A 26,111-nucleotide genomic window follows, 5' to 3' on the forward strand; every position below is an offset into this window, starting at 1 on the left:
CTGGATTCGAATTCGTTCGAATTTGGCGATGCTTCCAACTTCCATCTGCGGCCACGTCGTTCCAGCCTCGAAAAACGCCCACGCGCGACTTGTCGCGCCAGGGCACTTCAAGGGAAGGGAGCACGACGAATGCACAGATCGATGCGGGCAACGCTGCTCGCAATGTCCGTGGGATTGGCGGCGCCAGCGGTCGGCGCAATCGAATCCACGGCCGTGGACGAGTACACCAGGCGCCTCAAGGTCCACCAGACGATCCAACCGATCGGCGAGGCGCCTTTCGGCGAATCGATCAACCTCTACACGGGCGAGATCAGCTTTGCCAACGAGGACATCGTGCTCGAGGGCCTGGGGCCGACGATCACGATCACGCGTCAATACCAGCGTCAGGACACGCACGAGCAGGTGCCGTTCGGCCTGCAGCGCGGCTTCAGCGACTGGGTGCTCGCAATCCCGCACATGGCGACGCTGACGCCGGGCAACAGCAAGTTGGGTGGCGTCGTCGGTACGTGGCGCGTCGAAGGCCCCGATGGCCTCCCCACGGACCAGCGCTGCTCGCAGTTCTCTTCGATATGGTCGCCGCCCGGCGGGCTCGCTCCGAAGTACGGCGAAGTCGAACTCGATACCTGGTGGCACGGCTACCAGCTCGTCGTGCCCGGCGCGGGCAGGCAGGACGTGCTGCTGCGCAATCCTTCCAACACGCGCAAGCCCGCAACGGGCCTCTATCCAGGCGTGACGGCTGGCAACTGGCAAATCGGTTGCCTGCCATCCACGCGCAACGGACACGCGGGGGAAGGATTCCTTGTGCTGTCGCCCGATGGCCTGCGGTACCACCTCGACCATCTCGCGTATTCGGCCTACAGCACGATGAACGCGATAGTCGACGGATCGGGCGACAAGCCGATCATGTACTACCTCACGCGCAAGCTTGCGCGCATGTATGCGAGCCGCGTGGAGGATCGCTTCGGCAACGCGATCACCTACCACTACTCGGGCGATCGGCTCACCGATATCACCGCCACCGATGGTCGTCGCGTTGCGATCGACTGGGATGCGACGGAGCCGTTGGTCACTGCGATCCGCACGATGCCCGGCACAGGGAGCGAACGCACGTGGCGCTACGAATACGCAGGTCAACGCCTCGCGAAAGCGATCCGACCGGATGGTTCCGCCTGGACATATGCCATGGGCGGCATCGCGCCGGAAATCCTGCCACTGCGCCTCGATGGATGCTTTACGGCAGGCGGCCCACCGCACGTATCGGGCGCCTCCTCCCCGCCGGGCCATGTGGATGCGTCGGCCACCGTCACCCATCCCTCGGGCCTGGTCGGGCAGTTCCGGGTTGCGTGGCGGTTGCGTGCGCAAACGTCCGCGCTGAGCTGGTGCACGGGCCTCGGTGAAGTATTCGAAAACGGCAACCCGTACTTCCTGTCGATGGCGTTGGTCGACAAGACCTTTTCCGGTCCGGGCGTCTCGCCGATGACGTGGCGTTACAGCTACGAACCCCCCGCCGCGAGCGTCGATCGCTACTGCCCGACGGTGGCCTCGTGCAAGAACACCACGTCCGTCGACATCACCGATCCGGCCGGGGTGCTCACGCGTTACACCTACAGCACGCGCTTCGACGCGACCGAAGGCGAACTGCTGCGCGTCGACCACGGCCTGGCGAATGGGGTGGCGCAGCGCACCGAACTTCGCGAATACCACTTGCCCGCTGGCCCGCGCCCGTATCCGTCGCCGAACGGCAACGCCATGACCTCCGGCAACAGCTACAAGTCGGAGAACGCGGTGCCCGTGCGTTCGACGGTCGTGCACCAACAGGGGGCGACGTTCACGCGCGAAGTGCTGGCGTTCGATGCGTACCTGTATCCGACGCAGGTCAGCGAGCGCGCGGCCGAACCCGCGACGCCTCCCCCGCCTCCGCCTCCGCCACCGCCTCCGCCGCCACCGCCGGCGGTGCCCGGAGTGCCCGTGTTGACCGTCACGCCGGAGTACATGGCCGGTTCGCCGATCACGACGTACTTCAGCCAGTGGTCTGCCATGCCGGGCGCGGCCCGATACGACCTGCAGGGCAAGAACATCGCCTTGTCCGGTGAGCCCGCCACGCTCTACAGCAGCAGCGGCACCGACTTCGAATACGCACGCCGCGGCACGTGGCAGTTCCAGGTGCGCGCGTGCAACACCAGTGGCACCTGCAGCGCGTGGTCCGCGCCGGTGACGCCATGAGGAGCAACGCATTGATCAACGTCACCAGCGGGCGCCTGCGCCTGGCAGTCTTCGGCGCCCTCGCGCTGGCATGCGCACCCGCGGGGGCGCAGTGGGCCACCGTTCGCGAGCGCGTGCAGCAGACCACGTACGAACACAACACCAGTGCGTGGGTGCTGGGCCAGGTCCGCATGCGCAGCACGCACGACCCGGTGACGGGCGGTGTCTTCGGGATTGCGCGCACGGACTACGAGCCGACCACCGCGTTGCCCGTGCGCGTGTACAACAACGTGCATCTGCAGGAAACGCGCACCTACAACGCCGATGGCACGCCGTCCACGATTTCCGACGGGCGCGACAGCGCCGGGTTCGACACCACCACCGCGTATGCCGACTGGAAACGCGGCGTGCCGCAGCGCATCACGTTCGCCGACGGCACCTCGCGCCTCGCGACGGTCGACGACGCGGGCCTGATCCGCACGGTCACCGACGAGACCGGCGCGAAGACCTGCTACGACTACGACGCGATGGGCCGCGTCAGCCGGATCACGCATCCCTCGGAGACACAGCCCGGCACCTGCGACACCAGCGCCTGGCACGCCACCACGGTCACGTTCGCGCCCGCGGGGCAGGCGCTCTTCGGCATCGGCGCCGACCACTGGATGCGCACGGAAGACACGGGCGGCCATCGGAAGGTCACGCATTACGACGCATTGCTTCGGCCCATCGTGGTCGAAGACATCGACGTCGATGCCATGGCGGACACGCACCGCTGGACCGCGATGCGTTACGACGCGGCGGGTCGCCAGGTCTTCGCGTCCTACCCGCGCAACCTGTTCCAGACCGGCTGGGTGGATTGGGACACCGTGACCGGGGGAACGCGCACGACGTACGACGCGATCGGCCGCGTCACGCGCGTCGAGCAGGACTCGGAACTCGGCGTGCTCGCCACGACGACGGAGCACCTCGACGGATTCCAGACGCGTGTCACGGCGCCGCGCGGGACGCAGACGCTCACCCGCTACATCGCGTGGGACCAGCCGACCACCGACCTGCCGGGCCTCATCACGCAAGCCGGCCAGGTCACCGAGATCCGGCGCGATGCCGTCGGCAAACCGATGCGCATCACGCGCCGCGATGCGTCGGGCGCGCTATCGGTCGACCGCACCTTCGTTTACGACGGCGAAGGCCGCCTGTGCCGCACGAGCGAACCGGAAACAGGCAATACCGTCACGGGCTACGACGTGATGGGCAACCTCGCCTGGCAAGCGACCGGGGTGACGCTGCAAGCCAACGATTGCGACCACGTGGTGGCGTACTACCAGGGCCGGACCACGACGCGCGAGTACGACACGCGCGGACGCCTGCGCGCGGTGGCGCTCCCCGATGGCCGCGGCAACCAGGCGTGGTCGTACTGGCCCGATGGCCAGCCGCACCGCGTGACCACGTACAACGCGACCGGCAACGGCGCGCCGGTCGTCAACACGTACGCGCACAGCGCGCGTCGGCTGCTGACGGCAGAGACGCTCGAACACGATGACGGCACCCGCTGGACGCAAAGTTATGGGTACGACCGCCATGGCCACCTCGCTGCGCTGACCACGCCGAAGGGCACGGCCCTGCAGTACGCGCCGAATGCGTTGGGCCAGCCCACGCAGGTCCGCGATACCGATGGTGCGACGTATGCGTCCGATCTTGCGTACTACCCCAACGGCACGCTCCGCGCCTTCCGCTACGGCAACGGCATCGTGCACGCGATGACGCAGAACGCCCGCCAGTTCCCGGCGCGCGTGACGCACGGCGGCGGCGCGATGGACTACGCCTACACCTACGACGCGCATGCCAACCCGACGCACATCGTCGACCACGTCCGCGGCAGCACCTTCGACCGCACGTTGGCGTACGACAGCCTGGACCGCCTGACCGAGGCCACGTCCTGCAGCTTCGGTGGCGACTGCAAGCATCGCTTCGCCTACGACGTCCTGGACAACCTCAAGTCGTGGACGCTCGCAGGCGTCAAGGACTACGCCCACTACCACTACGACCCCGGCACCAACCGCCTGGCGAACGTGCAGAACAGCGCCGGTGCCAGCGTGGTGGGGCTGGGGTACGACGCGCAAGGCAACCTGACCAACAAGAACGGACAGTTGTACGCGTTCGACTACGGAAACCGGCTGCGGTCGGTGCACGGCAAGGAAGCCTACCGATACGACGCGCACGGGCGCCGGACGCAGGCCGATCGCGCGGCGCACGGGCGCAGCGTGTTCTCCATGTACACGCAGGACGGCCAGCTCGCGCACCAGCGCGATGACATCAGGGGCGAGGATCGCGATTACGTGCACCTGGCCGGCAGCCTGCTGGCCACGGTGGCGCATCGGCACAGCGATGGCGCTGTGACCACGACGTTCCAGCACACGGACGCGCTGGGCAGCCCGGTGGCGATCAGCGATGCAGCGGGCAACGTGATCGAGCGGTTGGCGTATGAGCCGTTCGGTGCGGTGATCGGGAAGCCGGGGCATGACGGCGTCGGGTTTGCCGGCCACGTGATGGATGGCGGAACTGGGTTGGTGCAGATGCAGCAGCGGTCGCAGGACAAAGAACTCGGTAGGTTCCTAACAGGTGACGAGGCGTCCGTTGACTTCGTCACGGGTTCGAACTTCAACCGCTACAGCTACGCGAACAACAACCCATATCGTTTTGCAGATCCGGATGGGCGATTTGCCATCCAAATTGTTGGGGGCATAGCGGGTGCACTGATTGGAGGAGGTGGCTCCTACCTGAGCGGGAACTCCACAAAAACGGTAATCCGGGACACTTTGATTGGATTCGGTGTCGGCACCCTGTCGACGATTCCGGGAGGAGGCGCCTTAGCAGTGGGAATTCGAAGTGGGTTGGCTTCTGCGGCAGGCGATGCGTCAAGCCAGGCGCTAGAGAACGGAGTCAAGAACATCGATAGCGCAAGGACATTAAAGGCCGGTGTTCTAGGCATGGCCGTGGGTGGCGCCGCAAAGGGAGTGGCTGATCGAATGGTGCCGAACAAGAACATTCCCGGCCTACCCCAGTCCCATCCGCTCGTCAGAGAAGGTCGTGCCATTGCACAGTCCGGCTCCGAAACAAGAGCCGGCCCGATTCGCAACGCGACGGAAGTCGCGACAGCTGGGGGCACAGGCGCCGCGGTGACCGGAGCGCAGATTCTTGTGCAGGACAGGAAGGAGCAGAAATGAAGCAATTCATCCAAAGCCTTCAGCGGGAGAATCCCTGGGAACTCCATGGATTCGTTTTCTCCATTGCTGCCGGAATCTCCTTCGCCAGTCTCAGCTATGCTTTCGTTGCGCTCATGGAATACCCGGACGACGTTCCGTTGCGCGATGTCCTGGCTCCGGTAGACGCCGTAGTGTTTTTTCTGGCGCTTGCCATGTGCGCCTTCATTTCGTACGTAGGATCGATGCTCGCATCCGTTCTGGTGTTGCGAATGAAGCGAAGCATTCTTGTAAAGGTGAAGTCCGCAACAAATTGGTTTCCGTGAAAACAGCGGCAGCTTCCACGCTCATTCTGGTCAATGTCCAGACAATTTCTACGTTCGTGAATGCAGCCCGAGGGCAGACCGATTCCCTTGCGGGTCTACGGCGACGGCGCCGATCTGCATCCGGGCAGCAACCGATTCTCAAGCTGCGCCTCGCTCCCTACTCATGAAGTGAGGTGCTTTACGCCGACTGGGCTCGTATTCGATGTGCTTTCGCAACCGTCGAGTGCCATCCCGACGGCTTTGTCTTCGATCAATTCGTGAGCCTCGCAGGGACAAGCACCCGCCGCCACTTCTGCGAAATACAACAATGCACTTGGGGACAAGGCTGGCGCCATCGTTCCGCCTGATCGCTGCTGATCGGAGTCGCTATGAAAGTGAACGACTACTTCGAATTTGATGACGAGCACCCGATTCCAAACCTGGACGTCGTTGACATCAACACAGTCAAGACGAACGGCGGATCCGATCTTTTCGTTATTGTTGCGACGCCACTCGCGGATGATCCTCGATCACTGAAGCGCTTGCTACGCAAGATTGAGCGCTATCTGGAGTTTTTGAACTCCGAAGAATTCTTGGCGCAGAGTGGCCCCCCCACAACAGCAAATACCAACATCATTGTGAAACTGCATCCAGAGTCCAGCAGAGCTGCATTCGAGCTCGTTGAAAGAAGCCGCGAGCGGGTCATCAGCAACAATGCAAACTTGGTGATTGACATGCAGGTTTGAGCTGAACGTCGTGAACCCGGCGCTCCGGTGCGCAAAAGAAAATCGTATGCACACACCGCTCGAAGCGAGGTGCGTTGCGCCCTCGGGATGGGTACTCGATCGGCTGGCCAACGAATTTGCCCCGTGCCCGCCGGACGGCTTTGTTTTCGATTGATTCGTGAGCCGAAGAAATAGACTCTGTCGTTGCAGCCCAACAATCTCTCAATTCGTAAGCCCCGATATGTCTTTCGGTGAACTAGCTGCACTTATCTCCATCGGCTATGTCTGCGGAGTGTCCGTTATTGGCGGATTCGTCCTGTCTGCGGTGAGCCAGTTCTACGTGGCAGGCAAACACCGAGTTCGTGAAGTCCTTTGGATCGGGGCCATGATTGTCACCATCTCCACGACTACGTTGGCGCCTGTTTTTGCCATGGGAATTCTAGTGTTCGGCGACGATCCGAATGGCCCTGGGTTCTATCCTCGAATGGTTACGTTCGTCGCCGCGCTTCTCGCCGGCTTCGGTTTTGCGTTCGGAGCCGCGGTTCTCTACAACAAAGCGATTCGCTCATACCAGCCTCAGTCGAAGGTCGCAAAAAGCAACGACCCTTGAGCGTTTTGGCCTATGTGGCGAGCTCTTTGCAGTGAACTAGGCAACACGCGAGTTGGAATCGAACATGGAAATGCTGACCTATCCCCACGCTGGAAAAGTTCTTTCGAAACTGCTCGTTGGCTCGCAGCTTGACTCGATTCGCGTGTACAGCCTGCTGGTTGAGCTCTCATTCTTCCGCCCCGACGAGCCGCCGGCCGGTACTCCCAAGATGATCTGGGTTGTCGCTTCTGGCGAGATCGAAGTGTCATGTGCAATGCCGGATAGCCCTGTGGATTTCTTCGAACGCAGATCCAGAGCAATCGCAAGTCTCTATAACTGCATGGGTCAGTTCGTAGAGGCCGTGCGACCTGAAGAGCACAAGCTCTCTATTTCCGTTGGCGCCGTATCAATCACGCTGTCGCCTGACAACAAGGACGTCGATGCTGAGTTCTGGGCGCTCATGGACGACTCTCCAGACGTGACTTCCAATCATGAGTGGCTGATTGCAGGACTGTCTTCGGGCATTACGCTGATCGAGCCCAGGACACTATGAAAGGACACGTCTGCTTTGCGTCACCGATTCCATGGGCTTATCCGCACTTGCTATACCCACAATTCAAGCAAGTAGCACACCCATCCATGATCACCACGGCTTTCGTCGAGCACTTGTGGCACATCGTCGCGCTAGGCGGAAAACTCGCGCCATCGCCGGTCACTTCGATCACTTCTTCCGTACGCGCATCGGCCCCGTTGGCGGCGCCGAAGCTCACGTCACTGTTTTTTTTTGAGCGCTGCTCGTACGCCGCACGCTTCTCTGCAATCAACGCCCGCTGCGCCGGCGACATGTCGGGATCGTGGATCAGCCCGATCGACTTCATGTGGTCTTCGACGATCGCGCCCAGCTCGGCCACCAGGCTCGGCATGTACACGCCGCCCGCCTTGAAGTAACCGCCGCGGGGATCGAACACGGCCTTCATTTCTTCGACCAGGAACGTCACGTCGCCGCCCTTGCGGAACACGGCGGACATGATGCGCGTCAGCGCGACGATCCACTGGAAGTGCTCCATCGACTTGGAGTTGATGAAGATCTCGAACGGGCGACGCAGTTCGTGCTCGGTGCCGGCGTTGAGCACGATGTCGTTGAGGGTCACGTACATCGCGTGCTCGACGAGCGGCGACTTGATCTTGTACGTCGAACCGATGAGGACCTCGGGACGCTCGATGCGCTCGTGCATCTGGATGACGTCGGCGGTCGGCAGTTCGGCTTCCAGCGTCGCGCGTGCGACGGCTTCGGCTTTCGCTTCGCGTGCCTTGTCTTCCGGAGTGACGACGGCGTAGCCCTTGATCTTCTTGTCGATTTTGACGGCCATGGGAATTCTCTAAGGTGTGTCGAAATCCCCTCCCGCGTTTTCGCGGGAGGGGTGGTGTTGCTTACTTCGCCGCCTTGCGGGCGGTCTTGCGGGCGCCGGTCTTGCGCGCCGTGGTCTTGCGACCGGTCTTCTTGGCAGCGCGCTTCACGGCCGTCTTCTTGGCGGCGACCTTGCGGCCCACCTTCTTGACGGCGCGCTTCACGGCGGTCTTCTTGGCGGCGACCTTGCGGCCGACCTTCTTGACCGTGCGCTTCGTCGCGGCCTTCTTCGCGGCGACCTTGCGGCCGGCCTTCTTGACCGTGCGCTTGGCGGCAGCCTTCTTGCCGGCGACCTTCTTGGTGGCTTTCTTGCCCGCGCGCTTGGCGGCGGCCTTCTTGCCGGCCACCTTGCGCTTCAGGGTTGCGGCTTCCTTCTTGGCGGCGGCGGAAGCGGAAGCGAGCTTCTTCTTCGCGGTGCCCACTGCCTTCTTCGCAGCCTTGGTCGCTTTCTTCGCGGTCTTCTTCGCGCCGGTGACTGCCTTGCCCGCGCGCTTGGCGACGGACTTGGCGGTCTCGACCACGGTGTCGGCGGCGTTGGAGAGGGTCGCGGTGACCCCGTTGCCATTGCTCATTTTGATTCCTCGTTGGGATGGCCTGTGGAACAACGCGATCCTATACCCGTCACGTGCGTGAACAAGTAGTCGAGACGAGTTTCAGAACTTCCCGTAGTAACCCTCTTTGAGCGCGTCGAACAGGTTGGCGGCGGAGTGCATCTCGCCGTCGTACTCGATCTGCTCGTTGCCCTTGACCTCCAGCACCGTGCCGTCTTCCAGCTCGAAGCGGTAGGTCGTGTTCTCCAGGTCCGCCTCTTTCACCAGCACGCCCTGGAAGGCGGCGGGGTTGAAGCGGAACGTGGTGCAGCCCTTCAAGCCCTGCTCGTGGGCGTAGCGGTAGATGTCCTTGAAGTCCTCGTACGGGTAGTCCGTGGGGACGTTCGCGGTCTTGGAAATCGAGGAGTCCACCCACTTCTGGGCGGCGGCCTGGACGTCCACGTGTTCCTTCGGCGAGATGTCGTCGGCGGAGATGAAGTAGTCCGGCAGGCGGCCCTCGGCGTCTTCGGCGAAGGGCATGGCCTTCTGGTTCACCAGCTCGCGGTAGGCCAGCAGCTCGTACGAGAAGACGTCCACCTTCTCCTTGGTCTTCTTGCCTTCGCGGATCACGTTGCGGCTGTAGTGGTGCGCGAACGAGGGCTCGATGCCGTTGGAGGCGTTGTTGGCCAGCGACAGCGAGATGGTGCCGGTGGGCGCGATCGAGGAGTGGTGGGTGAAGCGCGCGCCGACTTCGGCCAGCTCTTCCACCAGTTCCGGGGCGACCTCGGCCACGCGCTGCATGTAGCGCGAGTACTTGGCGTGCAGCATCTTGCCTTCGATTTCCTGGCCGATCTTCCAGCCGTCCTTCACCATCTCCGGGCGCTTGCGCAGCATCTCGGCGGTGACGGGGAAGCGCTCTTCCATGATCGGGGCGGCGCCCTTTTCCTTGGCGAGCGTCAGGCCCGTTTCCCAGCCGGCCACGGCCATGTCGCGGGCGATGCGCTCGGTGAACTCGCAGGATTCCTTGCTGCCGTACTTCATGCGCAGCATCGTCACCGTGCTGCCCAGGCCCAGGAAGCCCATGCCGTGGCGGCGCTTGCGCATGATCTCGTCGCGCTGCTGCTGCAGCGGCAGGCCGTTCACTTCGACCACGTTGTCGAGCATGCGGGTGAACACGCGCACGACTTCCTTGTATTCCTCCCAGTCGAAGGAGGCTTCGTCGGTGAACGGCTTGCGGACGAACTTGGTGAGGTTGACCGAGCCCAGCAGGCACGCGCCGTACGGCGGCAGCGGCTGCTCGCCGCACGGGTTGGTGGCGCGGATCGTCTCGCACCACCAGTTGTTGTTCATCTCGTTGACGCGGTCGATCAGGATGAAGCCCGGCTCGGCGTAGTCGTAGGTGGAGACCATGATCATGTCCCACAGGTGCCGCGCGCGGATGTGGCCGTAGATCTTGCAGGCCACCAGGCCGTCTTCGCGCGAGACGTAGTTCTTGTGGGTCGGCCATTCGCGCCAGACCACTTGTTCCGGGTTATCGAGCTCGACGTCGCCCTGTTCCTTCGCGTTGACCGGGAACACGAGCGGCCAGTCGCTGTCGTCGGCCACCGCTTCCATGAAGCCGTCGGTGATCAGCAGCGAGAGGTTGAACTGGCGCAGGCGGCCGTCTTCGCGCTTGGCGCGGATGAAGTCCTTCACGTCCGGGTGCGAGACGTCGAACGTGCCCATCTGCGCGCCGCGGCGACCGCCGGCGGACGAGACGGTGAAACACATCTTGTCGTAGATATCCATGAAGGACATCGGGCCCGACGTGTACGCGCCGGCGCCGGCGACGAACGCGCCGCGCGGGCGGAGCGTCGAGAATTCATAGCCGATGCCGCAGCCGGCCTTCAGCGTCAGGCCCGCTTCGTGGACCTTGTCGAGGATGCCGTCCATCGAGTCTTCGATGGTGCCGGACACGGTGCAGTTGATCGTGGACGTGGCGGGCTTGTGTTCGAGCGCGCCGGCGTTGGACGTGATGCGGCCAGCCGGGATCGCCCCGCGGCGCAGCGCCCACACGAAACGCTCGTACCAGTACTTCTGCTTCTCGGCGGAGGTCTCGGCATCGGCCAGGGCGCGGGCCACGCGCTGGTAGGTGCCGTCGATGTCGGCATCGATCGCCGCGCCGGACTTCGTCTTGAGGCGGTACTTCTTGTCCCAGATATCGGCCGAGGCCGGCTGCATCGGGATCTCTTGTTCTGCGTCCATCTTCACCGCCTCGAGGCGCACCGTGCTCATGCTGCTCCATCTCCTCGTCGTAGCCGGGTCGTGCCCGGTTCTTGTCGTTGTTCGGTCGCCATCCGGTTCCACGGAACGAAGCGGGAAACGCCCGGGCGGGCGTGCTTCCTGCTGCCTTCGATTGCCGGATTTTCCCCTGCCGGAACCGTGATTGCGGTCCCATCGGCCTCTTCGGTTGCTTCCCGCTGTAAACGGCGTGGAACACAACCTTTGGGGCCTTCCCCATTCACCACCACAACATGTTGTGGCGAATGGAAGGCGAAACTACGCCCGCCCCGGAGCACTGTCAACGGGCTTGCGCGAAGCGGCCGCGCCGTGCCGACGAGGGGCGAGGGGCTGCAGAAACGGCATTGCGCGAGCGCACAGGACACGAACTTGCGGCCTTTGCGAAAGTCACTGGTTCGCGCGCTCCGGGCCTTGATCCGGTTGCGCCAAGGCGCGATTTCACATCGCATAGTCACGCCCCTATTTAATTCGCTAACGCCGGGACAACGAACACGATGCGCCCAACGCCCCTGAAAACCCTTGCCGCCCTTACCCTCGCTGCCGGCTTCGGCGGCTTCGCTGCGTCCGCGCTCCGCGAGGGCCTGGAAGCGCCCGCGAACGCGCAACCGCCCGCGCCCGCCGCGGCCGTGCCCGCGATGGCGTCGATGCCGCCCGCGGTCGATGGCACGCCGATGCCGTCGCTGGCGCCGATGCTGGAGCACGTCACGCCCGCCGTCGTCAGCGTGCACACCAAGCAGCGCGTGCGGATCCGCAACCCGTTCGCCGACGATCCGATGTTCCGCCGCCTGTTCCCCAACGTGCCGCAGGAACGCATCAACCAGTCGCTGGGTTCCGGCGTGATCGTCGATGCCGCCAAGGGCCTGGTGCTGACCAACCACCACGTGATCGAAGGCGCGGACGAGGTGTCGGTGACGTTGTCCGACGGGCGCACGTTCCCGGCCACGTTCGTCGGTTCCGATCCGGATACCGACGTCGCGTTGATGCGCATCCAGGCGGACAAGCTCGTGGCGTTGCCGCTCGCCAATTCCGATCAGCTGCGCGTCGGCGATTTCGTCGTCGCGGTCGGCAATCCCTTCGGTTTCAGCCAGACGGTGACCTCGGGCATCGTGTCCGCGGTGGGCCGCAGCGGCCTGCCGGGGCTGGGCTTCCAGAACTTCATCCAGACCGATGCGTCGATCAACCCGGGCAATTCCGGCGGCGCGCTGGTCAACCTGCGCGGCGAACTGGTCGGCATCAACACGGCCACGTTCAATCCGCAGGGCTCGCGTGCCGGCGACATCGGCCTGGGCTTCGCGATTCCCGCCAACCTCGCGGGCAACGTGATGCGCCAGCTGTCGACCACCGGCGAAGTGCGGCGCGGCACGCTGGGCATGGACACGCAGACGGTCGACGAGCAGCTGGCGAAGGGCCTGGGCCTGGATGCGCCGCGCGGTGCGGTGGTCACGCGCGTCTACGCGGGTTCCGGCGCCGCCGCGGCCGGCCTGCGCGTGGGCGACGTGGTGCTGGCGGCCAACGGCCAGCGCATGGACAACCGCGAGGCGCTGCACAACTTCGAAGGCTTGCAGGCGGTCGGCAGCACCGTCGACCTGGACGTGCGCCGCGGCGGCAAGCCGGTCGCCATCAAGGCCACGCTGCGCGAACAGCCCCGTTCCTACGAGGGCAGCGCCCTCGATCCGCGCCTGGCCGGGGCCACCTTCACCGAACTCCCCGAGCGCTTGCGCCAGTCTGGGCTGGATGGCGTGCTGGTCAGCGCGGTATCCCGCGGCAGTCGCGCGGCGCAGAATGGCCTGCAGAAGGATGACGTGGTCCTCGCCGCCACCAGCGGCGAGTTCGGCGACCTGGGCGGGTTCCGCGCGAGTTTCGCGCAGGCCCCGCAACAGCTCGTGTTGCGCATCCTGCGTGGCAACGCGCGCGGCGACCTGCAGATGCAATGACGATCGAAAGATCCCCCGAACGTTCCACCAGCAAGGAGAAACGCGATGTCCCCCGATAACAATGGTCGTGCCACCGACGCGATGAAGCAGGACCTCAGCGAAGCGGGCTCGCACTTCAAGGGTGCCGCCGTCGCCGCGGGCGATGCGCTGAAGGGTGCTGCTTCCGCCGCCGGCGACGAAATGCGCTTGGGCAAGGCACAGATGAAGGCCGAACTCGCCGACGGCACGCTCGCCGGCATTTCCGCCGCCGAAAACCTCGGTTCGGCCAGCCGCGAACAGATGGACGTGCTGATGGACAAGGGCCGCGACCTGGTCGACAGCGCCGCCGAACTGATCCGCGAGCGTCCGCTGGCGTCGTTCGGCGTCGCCTTCGCGGCGGGCTGGCTGATCGCCAAGCTCGGTCGCGGCAGCAGCGACAAGTAAGTCGCTGCCCTCCGCATGAACGCCGGCGACGAGGGGAACGCAGGCGATCCGGGCGCGCGCGACGAGCGCGACGCGCCCGGGCTCGCGGATGCATTGCGCGAACTCGGCGCCACGGGCAAGGCCACCTGGTCCGCCGGCCGCGAAGCGGCCACCGCATTCCGCATCCTCGTCTCGGCCGACATCTCGCTGGCGCGCAGCGCCTTCGGGCGCACGCTCGCGTTCACCGGCGTCGCCATCGCGTTCGGTGCGTCGGCGTGGTTGCTCTTGATGGCGGCGGCGATCGCGGGCCTGAGCCTCGGGCTCGGCTGGCCGTGGTGGTTGTCGCTCGTGCTCACCGCGGCATTGAGCCTGGTGATCACCATCCTCTGCGGCTGGCTGGCGATGCACTACTTCGAACACACGCGCCTGCAGGCCACGCGTCGCCAGTTGGCGCGCATCGGCATCGGCGAACTGTCCGGCCTGATGCCCGATGCCGGTTCCGGCAAGACAGCGAAGGAAGGCGCGGAGCAAGTCACCGCCGCCACCGACGAAAACGGCGTCAAGAAAGGGCTCGGCGTCGACGTCACGCCGCCATGAACGCAGGCATGCGATTCCGTTGTCTCCTCCAACTGCAGAGCACCCCGTGGGCTTCGAAGCACTGATCGAGAAAGTCCACCAGGCCGAGTCGGCGCTGGAAGCGCGCGAGCGCGCGGCCGCGGCCGACTGGCGCCAATTGAAGTCGTCGTGGCGCTCCAGCTGGACGCCGGGGCGCATCGTGATCGCGGGCCTGGTGTCCGGCTTCGTCGTGGGCAAGGTGGAACCGGTCAAGAAGGTCGCGAGCGGCGGCGGGTTGCTCAACCTGCTGTCCGCCGCCGCGGGGTTGTTCGCAGGCGGCAGTGCACAAGTGGCCGCGGGCGAAGCCGCGCACGCGGCGAACACCGCCGAACAGACCGCCTCCGCCGTGGATCCGAACAGCGCCGCCGCCGTCGCACAGGCGGCCAACGCGCCGCGGGCGGGCGCATGAGCTACGTCTTCGAAACGGACGGCGAACCGCAACCGCCCGCGCGACCGCGATCCTCCAACGCGGCGATCGTGCTGGCCTCGCTCGCGGTCGCGTTCACGCTGTACCTGGCGCAGGACATCCTGCTGCCCGTGCTGCTGGCGATGTTCTTCGCGCTGGTGGGCAATCCGATCCTGCGGCTGCTGCGCCGCCTCTACGTGCCGCGCTTCATCGGCGCGCTGCTGATCATCGGCCTGGGCATCTTCGGCACCTACACGCTCGCGCGCGAACTGGTGCAACCCGGCGCCGAATGGATCCGCGAAGTCCCGCGCCAGATGCGCGACCTCGCCCCCAAGCTGCGTTCGCTCACCAAGCCGGTGACCGAAGCGAACAAGGCCGCCGAAAGCATGGCGCGCGCCGCCGGCGGCGAAACGACGGGCGGCAAGGTGCAGGTGGTCAAGACGGCGGTCGACGATCCCTACAAGGCGCTGATGTCGACGCCGCGGATCATCGCCTCGGTGCTGGCGGTGGTGCTGCTGACGTTCTTCTTCATGGTGTACGGCGGCGACCTGCAGAAGAACGCGATCGCGCTGCTGCCCGGGCGACAGCAGAAGAAGCTGACGGTGGAGATCCTCCACGCCATCGAAGCCGAGATCTCGCGCTACGTCCTCACGATCAGCATCATCAACATCCTGGTGGGCCTGATCTACGCGGGCCTGCTGTACTTCTTCCTCGACGTGCCGCTGGACGAGGCGATGCTGTGGGGCACGATGGCCGCGCTGCTCAACTTCGCGCCCTACGTCGGCCCGCTGATCGGCATCGTGGTGATGCTGCTGATGGGCTTCGTGACCTTCGACACGCCGCTGGAATCGCTGGTGCCGGCCGCGATGTACCTGGGCCTGCACACGCTCGAGGGGCAGATCATCACCCCCATCGTGCTGGGCCGGCGCATGGCGCTCTCGCCGCTGGTGCTGATCCTGTCGCTGATGGTGTTCGGCTGGCTGTGGGGGATCATCGGCCTGCTGCTCGCGGTGCCGCTGCTGGTGTGCGTCAAGCTGGTGCTCGCGCGCATCGACGGCATGGACGGGTGGGCCAAGCTGCTGGAGTGACGGCGGCCGGGGTGGTTCGACGGGTCCGGCGTCCGGCTTAGAATGCGGCGGTGAACCCACAAGTCCGCGCCATCACCCTCGACCTCGACGACACGCTCTGGCCCTTCGCGCCGATCGGGGCGCGCGTGGAAGTGGTGCAGCACGCCTGGCTCGCCGAACACTGCCCGCGGACCGCGGCGCGCTTCCCGCTGGCGGAAATGCGCGTGCTGCGCGAGGCGATCAACGCCGAACACCCGCACCTCGCGCACGACTTCAGCACGCTGCGCCGGCTCACGCTGGCGCGCGCGATGGAGTTGGCCGGCGACGATCCGGCGCTCGCCGAACCCGCGTTCCAAGCCTTCTATGCCGAGCGCAACCGCGTGGAGTGCTACCCCGACGCGATCGGCGCGCTGCAACGCATCGCCGCGCGCCTGCCGGTCGCGGCGATCACCAACGGCAACGCGGACCTGGCGCGCATCGGATTGCGCGAACACTTCGCCTTCCAGCTCGGCGCGAGCGAACACGGTGCGGCGAAACCCGATCCCGGCATCTTCCGCGCCGCGTGCGAACGCCTGGGCGAAGCACCGCACCACGTGCTGCACGTCGGCGACGACATCGAACTCGACGTCCTCGGCGCGCACCGCGCGGGACTGCGCACGTGCTGGATCCACCGCGACGACCTGCATCCCGATCCCGTCTGGCCGCATGCGCACGTGCGCCCGGACCTCGCTTTCCCGACCCTCGACGCGCTGGCCGACTGGCTGGACGCTCATCTCCAGGACGACGTCGCATGACTGCACGGACTGCATTGCCCGCCCGCCCGATGCCCGCCCGCTCCCTGCCCGCAGGTTTCACCGCGCCGGCCGACACGAGCCTGCCGTTGTTCTGCGTCGAGCGCGCCGGCTTCGACGACTGGCGGCGCCTGCAACTGCCCGCGCTCGGCGGCTGGATCGATGCGCAGACCTTCAGCGCGACCTCCGGCAGCGTGTTGCTGCTGCCGGGCGAACACGGCATCGCCGGCGCGGTACTCGGGATCGGCGATCGCCTCGATCCGTATTCCTACGCACATGCGCCGTTCGCCTTGCCGCCGGGCGACTGGCACCTGGCGACCGACCTCGACGACGACGCGCGCCGCGCGCTGCAACTCGGCTGGGGCCTGGGCGCGTACAAGTTCGCGCGCTACAAGGCGCCGATGCGCGCCCCGGCGCGCCTGGCGATGGACGGGCTGGACGACGAAACCCTCGACACCCTCGCCGCCTGCGTGCGCGTGCGCGACCTGGTCAACACGCCCACCGAAGACATGGGCCCCGACCAGCTGGAACAGGCGTGCTGCGAACTCGCCGAGCGCTTCGGCGCGAAGATCGAAGTCATCAGCGGCGATGACCTGCTCAAGCACAACTTCCCCGCCATCCACGCCGTCGGCCGCGCGTCGTATCGCGCGCCACGGTTGATTTCGCTGCAGTGGGGCGACGACGCCGCGCCGCACCTGGCGATCGTCGGCAAGGGCGTGTGCTTCGACACCGGTGGCCTGGACATCAAAGCCGCCGACGGCATGCGCAACATGAAGAAGGACATGGGTGGCGCGGCGCACGCGATCGCGCTGGCCGAACTGGTGATGGCGCGCAAGCTGCCGGTGCGCATGACGCTGCTGGTGCCCGCCGTGGAAAACGCAATCGGCCCGATGTCCTACCGCCCCGGCGACGTACTGACGACGCGCCTGGGCGTGTCGGTGGAAATCGACAACACCGACGCCGAAGGTCGCGTCGTGTTGTGCGATGCGCTGGCGTTCGCGGCGGAAAGCAAGCCGGCGTTGCTGATGGACTTCGCCACGTTGACGGGCGCCGCGCGCATCGCGCTGGGCCCCGACCTGCCGGCGCTGTATTCGAACGACGAAAGCGTGGCCGGCGCATGGATCGCCGCCTCCGCCGCGCAGCGCGACCCGGTGTGGCGCATGCCGTTGTGGCGGCCGTACCTGCGTTACCTGATCAGCGGGATCGCGGACATCGCCAACGGTGGGCCGTCGCGCATGGCGGGCAGCATCACGGCCGCGTTGTACCTGGAGCGCTTCGTGCCCGAATCGCAGCCCTGGGCGCATCTCGACGTGTATTCGTGGAATGACACGGATCGCGCGGGGAAGCCGGCGGGTGGCGAAGCGCAGGGCTTGCGGGCGGCGTGGGCGATGTTGAAGGCGCGGTTCGGCTGAGGCGTTACAACCAGCCCTTCTGCCGCGCAAGGCGATACGCCTCGATGCGGTTGCCAACGCCAAGCTTCCCGATCGCCTCCGACAGGTAATTGCGCACGGTGCCGCTCGACAGGTTCAACCGCGTCGCGATCTCCGATGCGGACAAACCTTCGCCCGCCAGGCGCAGCGTCTGCCGCTCGCGATCGTTGAGCGGATCGGCTTCCGACCATGCATCCACCGCGAGCTGCGGATCGATCGCGCGTCCGCCGCGATGCACCTTGCGCAAAGCTTCGGCGAGATCTTCCGCCGGTGCGTCTTTCAGCAGGTAACCCGACACTCCCGCGTCCAGCGCACGACGCAGAAAGCCCGCGCGCCCGAACGTCGTGACGATGACGACCTTGATCGGCAAGCCCTGCCGCTGGATGCGCTGCGCGAGTTCGAGGCCGGACAAGCCGGGCATCTCGATATCCGTCACCAGCACGTCCGGCTTCAACCGCTGCAGGTCGCGCCACGCGGCTTCGCCATCCGCCGCCGCGCCCAGCACTTCGATGTCCGATTCCAGTCCCAGCAACGCGGACAATGCGCCCCGCACCAGCGCCTGGTCCTCGGCGAGCAGGATGCGGATCATGCGAGCGCCACGCGCACGAGCAGGCGCGTGCCGCCGCCGCGCGGCGAATCGATGCTGAGCGTGCCGCCGAGCGCGCGGACGCGATCGCGCATGCCGGCCAGCCCGTTGCCATCGGTGGCGACGCCGCCGCGGCCGTCGTCTTCCACGCATAGCTGCACGCTGCGCGCGTCCTGCTCGAAGCCGATGTGCGCGCGGCCCGCGTTGGCGTGGCGCGCGATGTTGGTCGTGGCTTCGCGCAGGATCAGCGCGAGGCCGCGCTCGACTTCCGGCGACAGGCCCTGCGGCGGCGCACCGTATTCCAGGTGCACCTGCGAGGACTCGAGCATCAATCGCGCGGAGGCGAGTTCCGCGGCCAGGTCTGCGTTGCGGATGCCGGTGACCGCGCTGCGCACTTCGGCCAGGGCGTGGCGCGCCACGCGCTCGGCTTCCTCCAGTTCGCGCTTCGAGGCGCCGGGGTCGCGATCGGACAACTTGCGCGCCAGCTCCAGCTTCAGCGTGATCAGCGACAGCGTGTGGCCGAGCAGGTCGTGCAGGTCGCGGCCGATGCGTTCGCGTTCCGCCGTCGCGGCCAGGCGCCGCACTTCGTCGTGCGACAACTTGAGCGCGTCGTCCTTCTCGTTGTTGGTGCGTTCGACGTTGACGATCACGCCGATGATCAGCGTCATCACCGGCACCCACACCATCGCCTGCCACGGATAGCCGACGGCCACGGCGACGATGAGGAAGGCGGCGTTCAAGCCGGCGATCTGCACCAGGTAACGCACCAGCGAAATGCGCTTGCTGGTGCGCAGCATCACGCACCCGAACACGAAGTAGCTGATGCCCGAGGGATACCAGGGCATCAGCACCAGGCACAGCGCCGCCATGCCGAGCGCGTAGCGATAGGCGATGCGCCGGGACGACAGCATCACCTTCGCGTACAGCGCGAGGAACACCGGGTACGACAGCCCCGTGAACAGCGCCCACTTCCACGAGTACTGCCCGCCGAACAACGGCGTGATGAACACCCACATCGACCACAGCAGGTGCACGCCTTCGGACCACGGCGACACGCCGCGGCGGATGCAGTCGGCCACCGCGGAATCGGGCGCCGGCGCAAAACCGAAGCGCGCCAGCAGGCGCGCGACGGCAGGTGGGAACGGGGACGAGGCAGCGTGCATGCGCAGGATGCTAGCGCGAAGCCTTCAACCGTTGCGACGCAGGCGACGCGCCGCCAGCGCCAGCAGGCCCACGGTGAACGCCGCGAGGAGCAAGGCGTGCGGCAGCGGGTTCACCTGCGCCAGGTCCACCGCATCCAGCGCGAGCAGGTTGAGGTGGAACGCGGGGAGCACCGGCGCGAACGCCTGCACCGCATGCGGCAGCCCCGACAGCGGGAACCACAGGCCCGACAGGAACGCCATCGGCAGGTACACCAGGTTGATGATCGCGGGGGCGCCCTGGCCTTTCACCAGCGTGCCGAGCAACAGGCCCAGCGCGCAGAACGGCAGCACGCCGGGCAGCTGCACCAGGTACAGGTGCGCGATCTGCGTGGCGGTGAGCGGCAGGTGCGCGACGAACGTGGCGATCAGCACCAGCAACGTCACGACCACGGCGGCCATCACCACCGCCATCGACATCTTGCCGACCAGGTACGCGGCCGGCGGCATCGGCAACGCGCGCTTCAACGTGAGCAGGCCGTTCTCGCGTTCGGCCGCCAGCGACACGCCGAAGCCGAACAAACCCGGCGCCATCACGCCGAACGTCGAATACGCGGCGAGGAGATAACGCGCGGCCTCGGCGGAATTGGAACGCGCCAGGAACACGCCGAACATCAAATAGAAGATCGTCGGGAACATCAGCGTCGGCAGCACGAAGCCCGGGTTGCGGAGGTAGCGCAGGCATTCGCTGCGCATTTCCTGCAGGTAGGCGCCGATCACGCGCGCACGCGGCATGGCGCTGGCGGCGGGGCGTTCGGACAGGATCGACAGGTCGGGCACGGTGTTCATCAGGCGGCCTCGCGCAGGGAGGCGACGGCGTCGTCGCGGGTGAGTTCGGTGAAGGCCTCGGCCAGGCCGGCGGCGCGCACTTCGAGCGCGGACAGCGTGTCGTCGAGCGCCAGCAGGCGGCGCACCACGGCCTCGGCGTGTTCGGTGGCGATGCACAGGCGATCGCCTTCCAGCGTGGCTTCGACGACGCCCGGCCAATCGGCCACGTCGGTCGGCGACAGCGTCGTGTTGCACCGCACGCGCTTCATCGACACGCGCGCACGCAACGCATCGACGCTGCCTTCGCTGATGATGCGGCCGCGCGCCATCACGCACACGCGGTCGGCCAGCGCTTCGGCTTCCTCGAGGTAATGCGTGGTGAGCACCACGCCGTTGCCTTCGGCGACGAGGTGGCGGATGGCGGCCCACAAGGTCTGGCGCGCCTGGATGTCCATGCCGACGGTGGGTTCGTCGAGGAACAGCAGCTTCGGCCGGCCGCACAGCGCGAGCGCGAACTGCACGCGCCGCTGCTGGCCGCCGGACAACTTGCCGTACGGACGCTTGAGCAGGTCGGCCACGCCGGCCAGGTCCGCGCTTTCCTGCACGGTGCGCGGCGACGGGTAATAGCTGGCGGTGAGGCGAATCAGCTCGCCGACGCGCAACGTCGCCGGCAACTGCGCGTCCTGCAGCATCACGCCGATGTTGCGGCGCGCGGCGATGTCCTGCGGATCGCGGCCGAACAGTTCGACCGTGCCCGCATCGGCGCGCAGCAGCCCGAGCAGCAGGCCGATCGCGGTCGTCTTGCCCGCGCCGTTGGGCCCGAGCAGCGCCAGCAGTTCGCCGCCGCGCAGCGCGAGGTCCACGCCGTCGAGGGCCTTGATCTTCCCGTAGGACTTGCTGGCGTGGTGCAGGCGCGCCAGGACGGCGTCGGCGGTGCGCATCGCGATGCTCCGGTATTGGATGGTGGAAGCATCGTCCCGCCACGGGGCCAATGGCGGCAGTCGCGTGTCACACGCCAAGCAGGTGACAGACGTCAGGTGACGCGAGGGGTGGCCGGCCGTAGCCTGCGATCCCGTCAATGGCGCGTGTCACCGGCCACGGTCACACTAAGCCCCTTCCCCACGTCAAGGCTCCCTGCAATGCCCGCATCCGCCGACCTCCTCAAGGAACTGCGCATCGACCGAAGCGCACCGCCGCCTGCGCCGCCGTCGCGCAAGCGCTGGGCGTTGCTGGCCGTGTTCGGCGGCGCGATCGCGGCGATCGTGGGCGCGTGGGCCGCGATGGGCCACGGCGGCGCGACCGAAGTGGAGACCGCGCAGGTCACCGCGATCGGCGGCAGCGGCGGCGGCAATGCCACGGCGGTGCTCGATGCCACCGGCTATGTCGTCGCGCGCCGCATGGCCACCGTGTCGGCGAAGATCACCGGCAAGGTGCGCGAAGTGCTGATCGAAGAAGGCCAGCACGTCGAAGCCGGCCAGGTGATGGCCACGCTCGATCCGATCGACGCCGATGCGCAACGCGCGCTCGCGGCGTCGCAAGTGGCGATGGCGCAAAGCCAGGTCGGCAGCATCGATGCGCAGCTGCGCGAAGCCGAAGCGAACGTCGTGCGCCTGAATGGCTTGATCAAGCAGCAGCTCGTCTCGCGCGCCGCCTACGACCAGGCCGTCGCCGAACGCGATTCGTTGCGCGCGCAGCGCAACACCACGCAACGCCAGGCCGCGGTCGCCGGCAACCAGCTGCGCATCGCCGACCAGAACATCGACAACACCGTGGTGCGCGCGCCGTTCGCCGGCGTGGTGATCGCCAAGGCCGCGCAGCCGGGCGAGATGGTCTCGCCGCTGTCGGCCGGTGGCGGCTTCACGCGCACGGGCATCGGCACCGTGGTCGACATGGATTCGCTGGAAGTCGAAGTGGAAGTCGGCGAAGCCTTCATCGGCCGCGTGAAGCCGAAGATGCCGGTCGAGTCCACGCTCAACGCGTATCCCGACTGGAAGATCCCCGGCGAAGTCATCGCGATCATCCCCGCCGCCGACCGCGGCAAGGCGACGGTGAAAGTGCGCGTGGGCATGAACGTGCGCGACCCGCGCATCGTGCCGGACATGGGCGTGCGCGTGAGCTTCCTGGAAGCGGCACGCCCGGCCACCGCGCAGAAGACCAACCCCGGCGTGCTCGCGCCGGCAGGCGCGATCGTGCAGCGCGACGGCAAGGACGTGGCGTTCGTGGTCGATGGCGAGAAGGCGCAGCTGCGCGCGGTGAAGGTCGGCCGCACGCTCGGCGACGATCGCGAAGTCACCGAAGGCCTGAGCGGCGGCGACACCGTCGTGGTGTCCCCGCCCGAATCGCTGGCCGACGGCGCGCGCGTCAAGCCGAAGGCCGCCGAAGCCGAATCGCAGTAACGCATTCCACCCTTCCCGAACCCCCGCACCCCCGGAGCCAGGCATGTCCACCCTCGTCAGCATCCGCAACCTGCACAAGACCTACCGTCGCGGCCCCGAGACCGTCGACGTCCTGCACGGCCTCGACCTGGACATCGCCCAGGGCGACTTCGTCGCATTGATGGGGCCGTCGGGTTCGGGCAAGACCACGCTGCTGAATTTGATCGGCGGCCTCGACTCGCCTTCCGGCGGCGAGATCTCCGTCGACAACCAGCGCATCGACACGCTCACCTCGGGCCAGTTGTCGCAGTGGCGCAGCAACCACGTCGGCTTCGTGTTCCAGTTCTACAACCTGATGCCCACGCTCACCGCGCAGAAGAACGTCGAGCTGCCGCTGCTGCTCACGCGCCTGTCGTCGGCGCAGCGCAAGCGCAACGCGGAGATCGCGCTGGAACTGGTGGGCCTGAAGGATCGCGGCGGCCATCGCCCGTCCGAACTCTCCGGCGGCCAGCAGCAGCGCGTGGCGATCGCGCGCGCGATCGTCTCCGACCCCACGCTGCTGATCTGCGACGAACCCACGGGCGACCTGGACCGCGCGTCCGCCGAAGACATCCTGGGCCTGCTGCAGATGCTCAACCGCGAGCACGGCAAGACGATCGTGATGGTCACGCACGATCCGAAGGCCGCCGAATACGCCACGCATACGCTGCACCTCGACAAGGGCAACCTGGTCGAGCAGGCCGCGCACGCCGACTACGCCTGAGCCAGGCCCGGAGCCCGCGATGAAATATTTCCACTTGATCTGGGCGGCGCTGTTCCGCAGCAGGACGCGGACCTTCCTCACGCTGTTCTCGGTGATGACCGCCTTCTTCCTGTTCGGCATGCTCGACTCGGTGCGCGTCGCCTTCAATTCCGGCGGCAGCGTCACCGGCGCCAATCGCATGATCGCCTCGTCGCGCCTGTCGCTGACGCAGATGCTGCCGTACTCGCTCGACCCGCAGATCCGCGCGATCCCGGGCGTGAAGAAGTCCTCGTACGCCGCGTGGTTCGGCGGCATCTACAAGGATCCGAAGAACTTCTTCCCCAACTTCTCCGTCGGCCCCGGTTACCTCGACGTGTATCCGGAATTCATCCTGCCGGCCGACCAGCGCAAGGCGTGGGAAGCCGATCGCACCGGCGCGATCGTCGGCGAGACGCTGGCGAAGCGGCACGGCTGGAAAGTCGGCGACGTGATCCCGTTGCAGGCCACGATCTTCCCGACCAAGGGCAGTAACGACTGGTCGTTCAAGCTCGACGGCATCTTCAAGGTCAAGGACGAGAAGCAGAAGGCCGGCCAGGAAAGCGTGCTGCTCTTCCACTGGAACTACTTCGACGAGGCCAACGACTACGTCAAGGGCCGCGTGGGCTGGTACATCCTGCAGCTCGACGACGCCAGCCACGCAGACCGCGTGTCCAAGGCCGTCGATGCGTTGTCGGCCAACTCCGACCACGAGACCAAGACACAGACCGAACAGGCGTTCAACCAAGCCTTCATCAAGCAGATCGGCGACATCGGGTTGATCGTCACCGCGATCATGGGTGCGGTGTTCTTCACCCTGTTGCTGCTGACCGGCAACACGATGGCGCAGGCGGTGCGCGAACGCATTCCGGAACTGGCGGTGCTCAAGACCATCGGTTTCAGCAATCGGAGCGTGCTGATGCTGGTGCTCGGCGAGTCGGTGTTGCTGGTGGCGATCGGTGCGGTGCTGGGCCTGGCGCTCGCGCCGCTGGCGATGATCGCCACGACGAAGGGCAGCGGCGGCTTCATCCAGTTGCCGTCGAGCCTGCCGCCGGAAAGCTGGGTCACCGGCCTGTTGCTGATGCTGGCCTTCGGCGTGCTCGCCGGCCTGCTGCCCGCATTGCGTGCGATGCGCCTGAACATCGTCGATGCCCTCGCGGGCCGCTGAGGAGACTCCTATGTCGAAGTCGAAACGTTTCTTCTCCGGCCTGCTCACGATCGTGGCCCTGGTCGCCGCGCTCGTCGTGTGGTCGATGCTGCCGTGGTTCGGCGTGCTCGCGATCGCGGTCGCGGTCGCCGCGTGGCTCGCCTTCACGCGTAGCGGTGCGATCGCACTCGCCGCCACGCGCATCGGCATCGCGGGCTTGCCGCAACGCTGGGGTGCGTCGTCGGTGATCGTGATCGGCATCGCCGGCGTGGTCGGCGTGCTGGTGGCGATGCTCGCGATGGGCGAAGGCTTCAAGGCCACGCTGTCCAACACCGGCGGCACCGACACCGCGATCATCCTGCGCGGCGGTTCGCAAGCCGAGACCAACTCGGTGATCACGCGCGACCAGGTGCCGCTGATTTCCGGCCTGCCGGGCATCGCGCGCGGCGCCGACGGTCAGCCGGTTTCGTCGCCGGAGCTCTCGCAGGTGGTCAACCTGCAGAGCAAGGCCGACGGCACCGACACCAACGTGCAGTTCCGCGGCGTGGGTCCTGCGGCATGGGCGTTGCGTCCGAAGCTGAAGATCGTGGAAGGCCGCAAGTTCGGCCCGGGCCTGCGCGAGATGGTGGTCGGTCGCGGTGCGCAGAAGCAGTTCGCCAACCTCGACGTCGGCAAGCAGGTCAAGCTGGCCAACCAGGTGTGGACGGTGGTGGGCGCGTTCGAGTCGGGCGATTCGAACGAGTCGGAACTGTGGGCGGACGTCGACGTGCTCGGCCCCGCGTACCAGCGCCAGGCCTTCCAGTCAGTGACCGTGAAGCTGGATGGCAAGAACGGCTTCAAGCAGTTGTCCGCCGGCCTCGCCGCGGATCCGCGCCTGAAGCTCGACGCGATGACCACGCACGATTACTACGCCAAGCAGTCGGAAGGCCTGACGAAGTTCCTCTCCGTCCTCGGCATCGTGATCGGTTCGATCATGGCGGTGGGCGCGATCTTCGGTGCGCTCAACTCGATGTACGCCGCCGTCGCGGGTCGCTCGCGCGAAATCGCGACGATGCGTGCGCTGGGCTTCCGCGGCGTGCCGGTCGTCACCGCGGTGATGCTGGAAACGATGCTGCTCGCGCTGGTCGGCGGCATCATCGGCGCGCTGATCGCGTGGGTCGTGTTCAACGGCCACACCGTGTCGACGCTGGGCAACAACTTCAGCCAGGTGGTGTTCCAGTTCCGCGTCTCGCCGCAGTTGCTGTGGACGGGACTGAAGTGGGCGCTGGGCATCGGGTTGGTCGGTGGGTTGTTCCCGGCGTTGCGGGCGGCGCGACTCCCGGTGACGGAGGCCTTGCGCGCCGGTTGATCGCAAACCGTGTCGAAGAGCGGGCG

Annotated in this window: 24 protein-coding genes; 17 read left to right on the forward strand and 7 right to left on the reverse strand. The window is 66.4% G+C overall.

The genetic code is table 11. The features are described from left to right. The first annotated feature begins 162 nt into the window (after positions 1 to 162). From LYSCAS_RS05025 to LYSCAS_RS05050, 6 genes are all read left to right on the forward strand, one after another. Positions 163 to 2,223, forward strand: coding sequence for a hypothetical protein (locus LYSCAS_RS05025; protein WP_213436308.1), 2,061 nt, complete (start codon positions 163 to 165; stop codon positions 2,221 to 2,223). Further along, on the forward strand, positions 2,172 to 5,426 hold the full coding sequence (locus LYSCAS_RS05030) for an RHS repeat domain-containing protein (RefSeq protein WP_213436310.1): 3,255 nt from the start codon (positions 2,172 to 2,174) through the stop codon (positions 5,424 to 5,426). The genes LYSCAS_RS05025 and LYSCAS_RS05030 overlap by 52 nt, the downstream gene beginning before the upstream one ends. Next, positions 5,423 to 5,728 (forward strand): hypothetical protein, encoded by a 306-nt coding sequence (locus tag LYSCAS_RS05035; protein WP_213436312.1) that lies wholly within the window; start codon positions 5,423 to 5,425, stop codon positions 5,726 to 5,728. Before LYSCAS_RS05030 ends, LYSCAS_RS05035 begins: the two co-directional genes overlap by 4 nt. Before the next feature lie 368 nt (positions 5,729 to 6,096). After that, a complete protein-coding gene (locus tag LYSCAS_RS05040; protein WP_213436314.1) occupies positions 6,097 to 6,453 on the forward strand; it encodes a hypothetical protein in 357 nt (118 codons plus the stop codon). Positions 6,454 to 6,817: 364 nt separating this feature from the next. Beyond that, entirely contained in the window at positions 6,818 to 7,042 is a 225-nt protein-coding gene (locus LYSCAS_RS05045) for a hypothetical protein (RefSeq protein ID WP_213436316.1), read from the forward strand. Positions 7,043 to 7,106: 64 nt separating this feature from the next. After that, complete coding sequence (locus LYSCAS_RS05050; protein ID WP_213436318.1) at positions 7,107 to 7,574, forward strand: hypothetical protein; 468 nt, start codon at positions 7,107 to 7,109, stop codon at positions 7,572 to 7,574. A 37-nt stretch (positions 7,575 to 7,611) separates the two neighbouring features. Here LYSCAS_RS05050 and LYSCAS_RS05055 read toward each other — a convergent pair whose 3' ends face one another. From LYSCAS_RS05055 to LYSCAS_RS05065, 3 genes are all read right to left on the reverse strand, one after another. Further along, positions 7,612 to 8,391, reverse strand: coding sequence for a TSCPD domain-containing protein (locus tag LYSCAS_RS05055; protein ID WP_213436320.1), 780 nt, complete (start codon positions 8,389 to 8,391; stop codon positions 7,612 to 7,614). Between the two features lie 61 nt (positions 8,392 to 8,452). Next, on the reverse strand, positions 8,453 to 9,001 hold the full coding sequence (locus LYSCAS_RS05060; RefSeq protein ID WP_213436322.1) for a hypothetical protein: 549 nt from the start codon (positions 8,999 to 9,001) through the stop codon (positions 8,453 to 8,455). Positions 9,002 to 9,082: 81 nt separating this feature from the next. Beyond that, positions 9,083 to 11,233, reverse strand: coding sequence for an adenosylcobalamin-dependent ribonucleoside-diphosphate reductase (locus tag LYSCAS_RS05065; protein ID WP_213436324.1), 2,151 nt, complete (start codon positions 11,231 to 11,233; stop codon positions 9,083 to 9,085). A gap of 500 nt (positions 11,234 to 11,733) precedes the next feature. Here LYSCAS_RS05065 and LYSCAS_RS05070 point away from each other — a divergent pair, with 500 nt between their 5' ends. Genes LYSCAS_RS05070 through LYSCAS_RS05100 form a run of 7 tightly spaced genes read left to right on the forward strand, consistent with a single transcriptional unit; the run spans position 11,734 to position 17,866 of the window. Next, positions 11,734 to 13,173, forward strand: a complete 1,440-nt coding sequence (locus LYSCAS_RS05070; protein WP_213436326.1) for a Do family serine endopeptidase — start codon at positions 11,734 to 11,736, stop codon at positions 13,171 to 13,173. 45 nt (positions 13,174 to 13,218) lie between these two features. Continuing rightward, entirely contained in the window at positions 13,219 to 13,596 is a 378-nt protein-coding gene (locus LYSCAS_RS05075) for a hypothetical protein (protein WP_213436328.1), read from the forward strand. Positions 13,597 to 13,611: 15 nt separating this feature from the next. Beyond that, positions 13,612 to 14,172, forward strand: a complete 561-nt coding sequence (locus tag LYSCAS_RS05080) for a phage holin family protein (RefSeq protein WP_213436330.1) — start codon at positions 13,612 to 13,614, stop codon at positions 14,170 to 14,172. Positions 14,173 to 14,218: 46 nt separating this feature from the next. Continuing rightward, the gene (locus tag LYSCAS_RS05085) at positions 14,219 to 14,599 is read left to right on the forward strand and encodes a hypothetical protein (RefSeq protein ID WP_213436332.1); all 381 of its coding nucleotides are present in this window, start codon (positions 14,219 to 14,221) and stop codon (positions 14,597 to 14,599) included. Further along, the gene (locus tag LYSCAS_RS05090; RefSeq protein WP_213436334.1) at positions 14,596 to 15,684 is read left to right on the forward strand and encodes an AI-2E family transporter; all 1,089 of its coding nucleotides are present in this window, start codon (positions 14,596 to 14,598) and stop codon (positions 15,682 to 15,684) included. Before LYSCAS_RS05085 ends, LYSCAS_RS05090 begins: the two co-directional genes overlap by 4 nt. A gap of 50 nt (positions 15,685 to 15,734) precedes the next feature. Further along, positions 15,735 to 16,457 (forward strand): HAD family hydrolase, encoded by a 723-nt coding sequence (locus LYSCAS_RS05095; RefSeq protein WP_213436336.1) that lies wholly within the window; start codon positions 15,735 to 15,737, stop codon positions 16,455 to 16,457. A 29-nt stretch (positions 16,458 to 16,486) separates the two neighbouring features. After that, a complete protein-coding gene (locus tag LYSCAS_RS05100) occupies positions 16,487 to 17,866 on the forward strand; it encodes a leucyl aminopeptidase family protein (RefSeq protein WP_213437598.1) in 1,380 nt (459 codons plus the stop codon). Positions 17,867 to 17,870: 4 nt separating this feature from the next. Here the strand turns inward: LYSCAS_RS05100 and LYSCAS_RS05105 are convergent, their stop codons facing one another. The 4 genes from LYSCAS_RS05105 to LYSCAS_RS05120 are packed head-to-tail and all read right to left on the reverse strand — an operon-like array spanning position 17,871 to position 21,378. Then, the gene (locus LYSCAS_RS05105; RefSeq protein WP_213436338.1) at positions 17,871 to 18,473 is read right to left on the reverse strand and encodes a response regulator transcription factor; all 603 of its coding nucleotides are present in this window, start codon (positions 18,471 to 18,473) and stop codon (positions 17,871 to 17,873) included. Continuing rightward, complete coding sequence (locus LYSCAS_RS05110) at positions 18,470 to 19,633, reverse strand: sensor histidine kinase (RefSeq protein ID WP_213436340.1); 1,164 nt, start codon at positions 19,631 to 19,633, stop codon at positions 18,470 to 18,472. The genes LYSCAS_RS05105 and LYSCAS_RS05110 overlap by 4 nt, the downstream gene beginning before the upstream one ends. A gap of 24 nt (positions 19,634 to 19,657) precedes the next feature. Then, a complete protein-coding gene (locus LYSCAS_RS05115) occupies positions 19,658 to 20,458 on the reverse strand; it encodes an ABC transporter permease (protein WP_213436342.1) in 801 nt (266 codons plus the stop codon). Next, on the reverse strand, positions 20,458 to 21,378 hold the full coding sequence (locus LYSCAS_RS05120) for an ABC transporter ATP-binding protein (RefSeq protein ID WP_213436344.1): 921 nt from the start codon (positions 21,376 to 21,378) through the stop codon (positions 20,458 to 20,460). Before LYSCAS_RS05120 ends, LYSCAS_RS05115 begins: the two co-directional genes overlap by 1 nt. 198 nt (positions 21,379 to 21,576) lie before the next feature. Between LYSCAS_RS05120 and LYSCAS_RS05125 the strand changes: the two genes are divergently transcribed. From LYSCAS_RS05125 to LYSCAS_RS05140, 4 genes are read left to right on the forward strand one after another with little or no spacing between them, the layout of a single operon-like run. Beyond that, positions 21,577 to 22,833 carry an efflux RND transporter periplasmic adaptor subunit gene (locus LYSCAS_RS05125; protein WP_213436347.1) on the forward strand — a complete coding sequence of 419 codons (1,257 nt, stop codon included), beginning with the start codon at positions 21,577 to 21,579 and terminating at the stop codon, positions 22,831 to 22,833. A gap of 43 nt (positions 22,834 to 22,876) precedes the next feature. Further along, positions 22,877 to 23,575: an ABC transporter ATP-binding protein gene (locus LYSCAS_RS05130; protein WP_213436349.1), complete on the forward strand. Its 699-nt coding sequence runs from the start codon at positions 22,877 to 22,879 to the stop codon at positions 23,573 to 23,575. A gap of 19 nt (positions 23,576 to 23,594) precedes the next feature. Beyond that, entirely contained in the window at positions 23,595 to 24,758 is a 1,164-nt protein-coding gene (locus LYSCAS_RS05135; protein ID WP_213436351.1) for an ABC transporter permease, read from the forward strand. A gap of 10 nt (positions 24,759 to 24,768) precedes the next feature. Continuing rightward, complete coding sequence (locus LYSCAS_RS05140) at positions 24,769 to 26,085, forward strand: ABC transporter permease (protein WP_213436353.1); 1,317 nt, start codon at positions 24,769 to 24,771, stop codon at positions 26,083 to 26,085. Positions 26,086 to 26,111 lie beyond the last annotated feature (26 nt).

The sequence above is a fragment of the Noviluteimonas caseinilytica genome (assembly GCF_018406605.1).
Classification (GTDB): domain Bacteria; phylum Pseudomonadota; class Gammaproteobacteria; order Xanthomonadales; family Xanthomonadaceae; genus Noviluteimonas; species Noviluteimonas caseinilytica.

Bases quoted from the DNA above. Each gene is read 5' to 3' on its own strand.
- LYSCAS_RS05110 (WP_213436340.1), bottom strand. From the start codon at position 19,633: ATGCACGCTGCCTCGTCCCCGTTCCCACCTGCCGTCGCGCGCCTGCTG.
- LYSCAS_RS05125 (WP_213436347.1), top strand. From the start codon at position 21,577: ATGCCCGCATCCGCCGACCTCCTCAAGGAACTGCGCATCGACCGAAGC.
- LYSCAS_RS05120 (WP_213436344.1), bottom strand. From the start codon at position 21,378: ATGCGCACCGCCGACGCCGTCCTGGCGCGCCTGCACCACGCCAGCAAG.
- LYSCAS_RS05045 (WP_213436316.1), top strand. From the start codon at position 6,818: ATGATTGTCACCATCTCCACGACTACGTTGGCGCCTGTTTTTGCCATG.
- LYSCAS_RS05025 (WP_213436308.1), top strand. From the start codon at position 163: ATGTCCGTGGGATTGGCGGCGCCAGCGGTCGGCGCAATCGAATCCACG.
- LYSCAS_RS05050 (WP_213436318.1), top strand. From the start codon at position 7,107: ATGGAAATGCTGACCTATCCCCACGCTGGAAAAGTTCTTTCGAAACTG.
- LYSCAS_RS05090 (WP_213436334.1), top strand. From the start codon at position 14,596: ATGAGCTACGTCTTCGAAACGGACGGCGAACCGCAACCGCCCGCGCGA.
- LYSCAS_RS05140 (WP_213436353.1), top strand. From the start codon at position 24,769: ATGTCGAAGTCGAAACGTTTCTTCTCCGGCCTGCTCACGATCGTGGCC.
- LYSCAS_RS05035 (WP_213436312.1), top strand. From the start codon at position 5,423: ATGAAGCAATTCATCCAAAGCCTTCAGCGGGAGAATCCCTGGGAACTC.
- LYSCAS_RS05065 (WP_213436324.1), bottom strand. From the start codon at position 11,233: ATGAGCACGGTGCGCCTCGAGGCGGTGAAGATGGACGCAGAACAAGAG.
- LYSCAS_RS05040 (WP_213436314.1), top strand. From the start codon at position 6,097: ATGAAAGTGAACGACTACTTCGAATTTGATGACGAGCACCCGATTCCA.
- LYSCAS_RS05070 (WP_213436326.1), top strand. From the start codon at position 11,734: ATGCGCCCAACGCCCCTGAAAACCCTTGCCGCCCTTACCCTCGCTGCC.
- LYSCAS_RS05135 (WP_213436351.1), top strand. From the start codon at position 23,595: ATGAAATATTTCCACTTGATCTGGGCGGCGCTGTTCCGCAGCAGGACG.
- LYSCAS_RS05060 (WP_213436322.1), bottom strand. From the start codon at position 9,001: ATGAGCAATGGCAACGGGGTCACCGCGACCCTCTCCAACGCCGCCGAC.
- LYSCAS_RS05075 (WP_213436328.1), top strand. From the start codon at position 13,219: ATGTCCCCCGATAACAATGGTCGTGCCACCGACGCGATGAAGCAGGAC.
- LYSCAS_RS05115 (WP_213436342.1), bottom strand. From the start codon at position 20,458: ATGAACACCGTGCCCGACCTGTCGATCCTGTCCGAACGCCCCGCCGCC.
- LYSCAS_RS05055 (WP_213436320.1), bottom strand. From the start codon at position 8,391: ATGGCCGTCAAAATCGACAAGAAGATCAAGGGCTACGCCGTCGTCACT.
- LYSCAS_RS05105 (WP_213436338.1), bottom strand. From the start codon at position 18,473: ATGATCCGCATCCTGCTCGCCGAGGACCAGGCGCTGGTGCGGGGCGCA.
- LYSCAS_RS05130 (WP_213436349.1), top strand. From the start codon at position 22,877: ATGTCCACCCTCGTCAGCATCCGCAACCTGCACAAGACCTACCGTCGC.
- LYSCAS_RS05100 (WP_213437598.1), top strand. From the start codon at position 16,487: ATGCCCGCCCGCTCCCTGCCCGCAGGTTTCACCGCGCCGGCCGACACG.
- LYSCAS_RS05080 (WP_213436330.1), top strand. From the start codon at position 13,612: ATGAACGCCGGCGACGAGGGGAACGCAGGCGATCCGGGCGCGCGCGAC.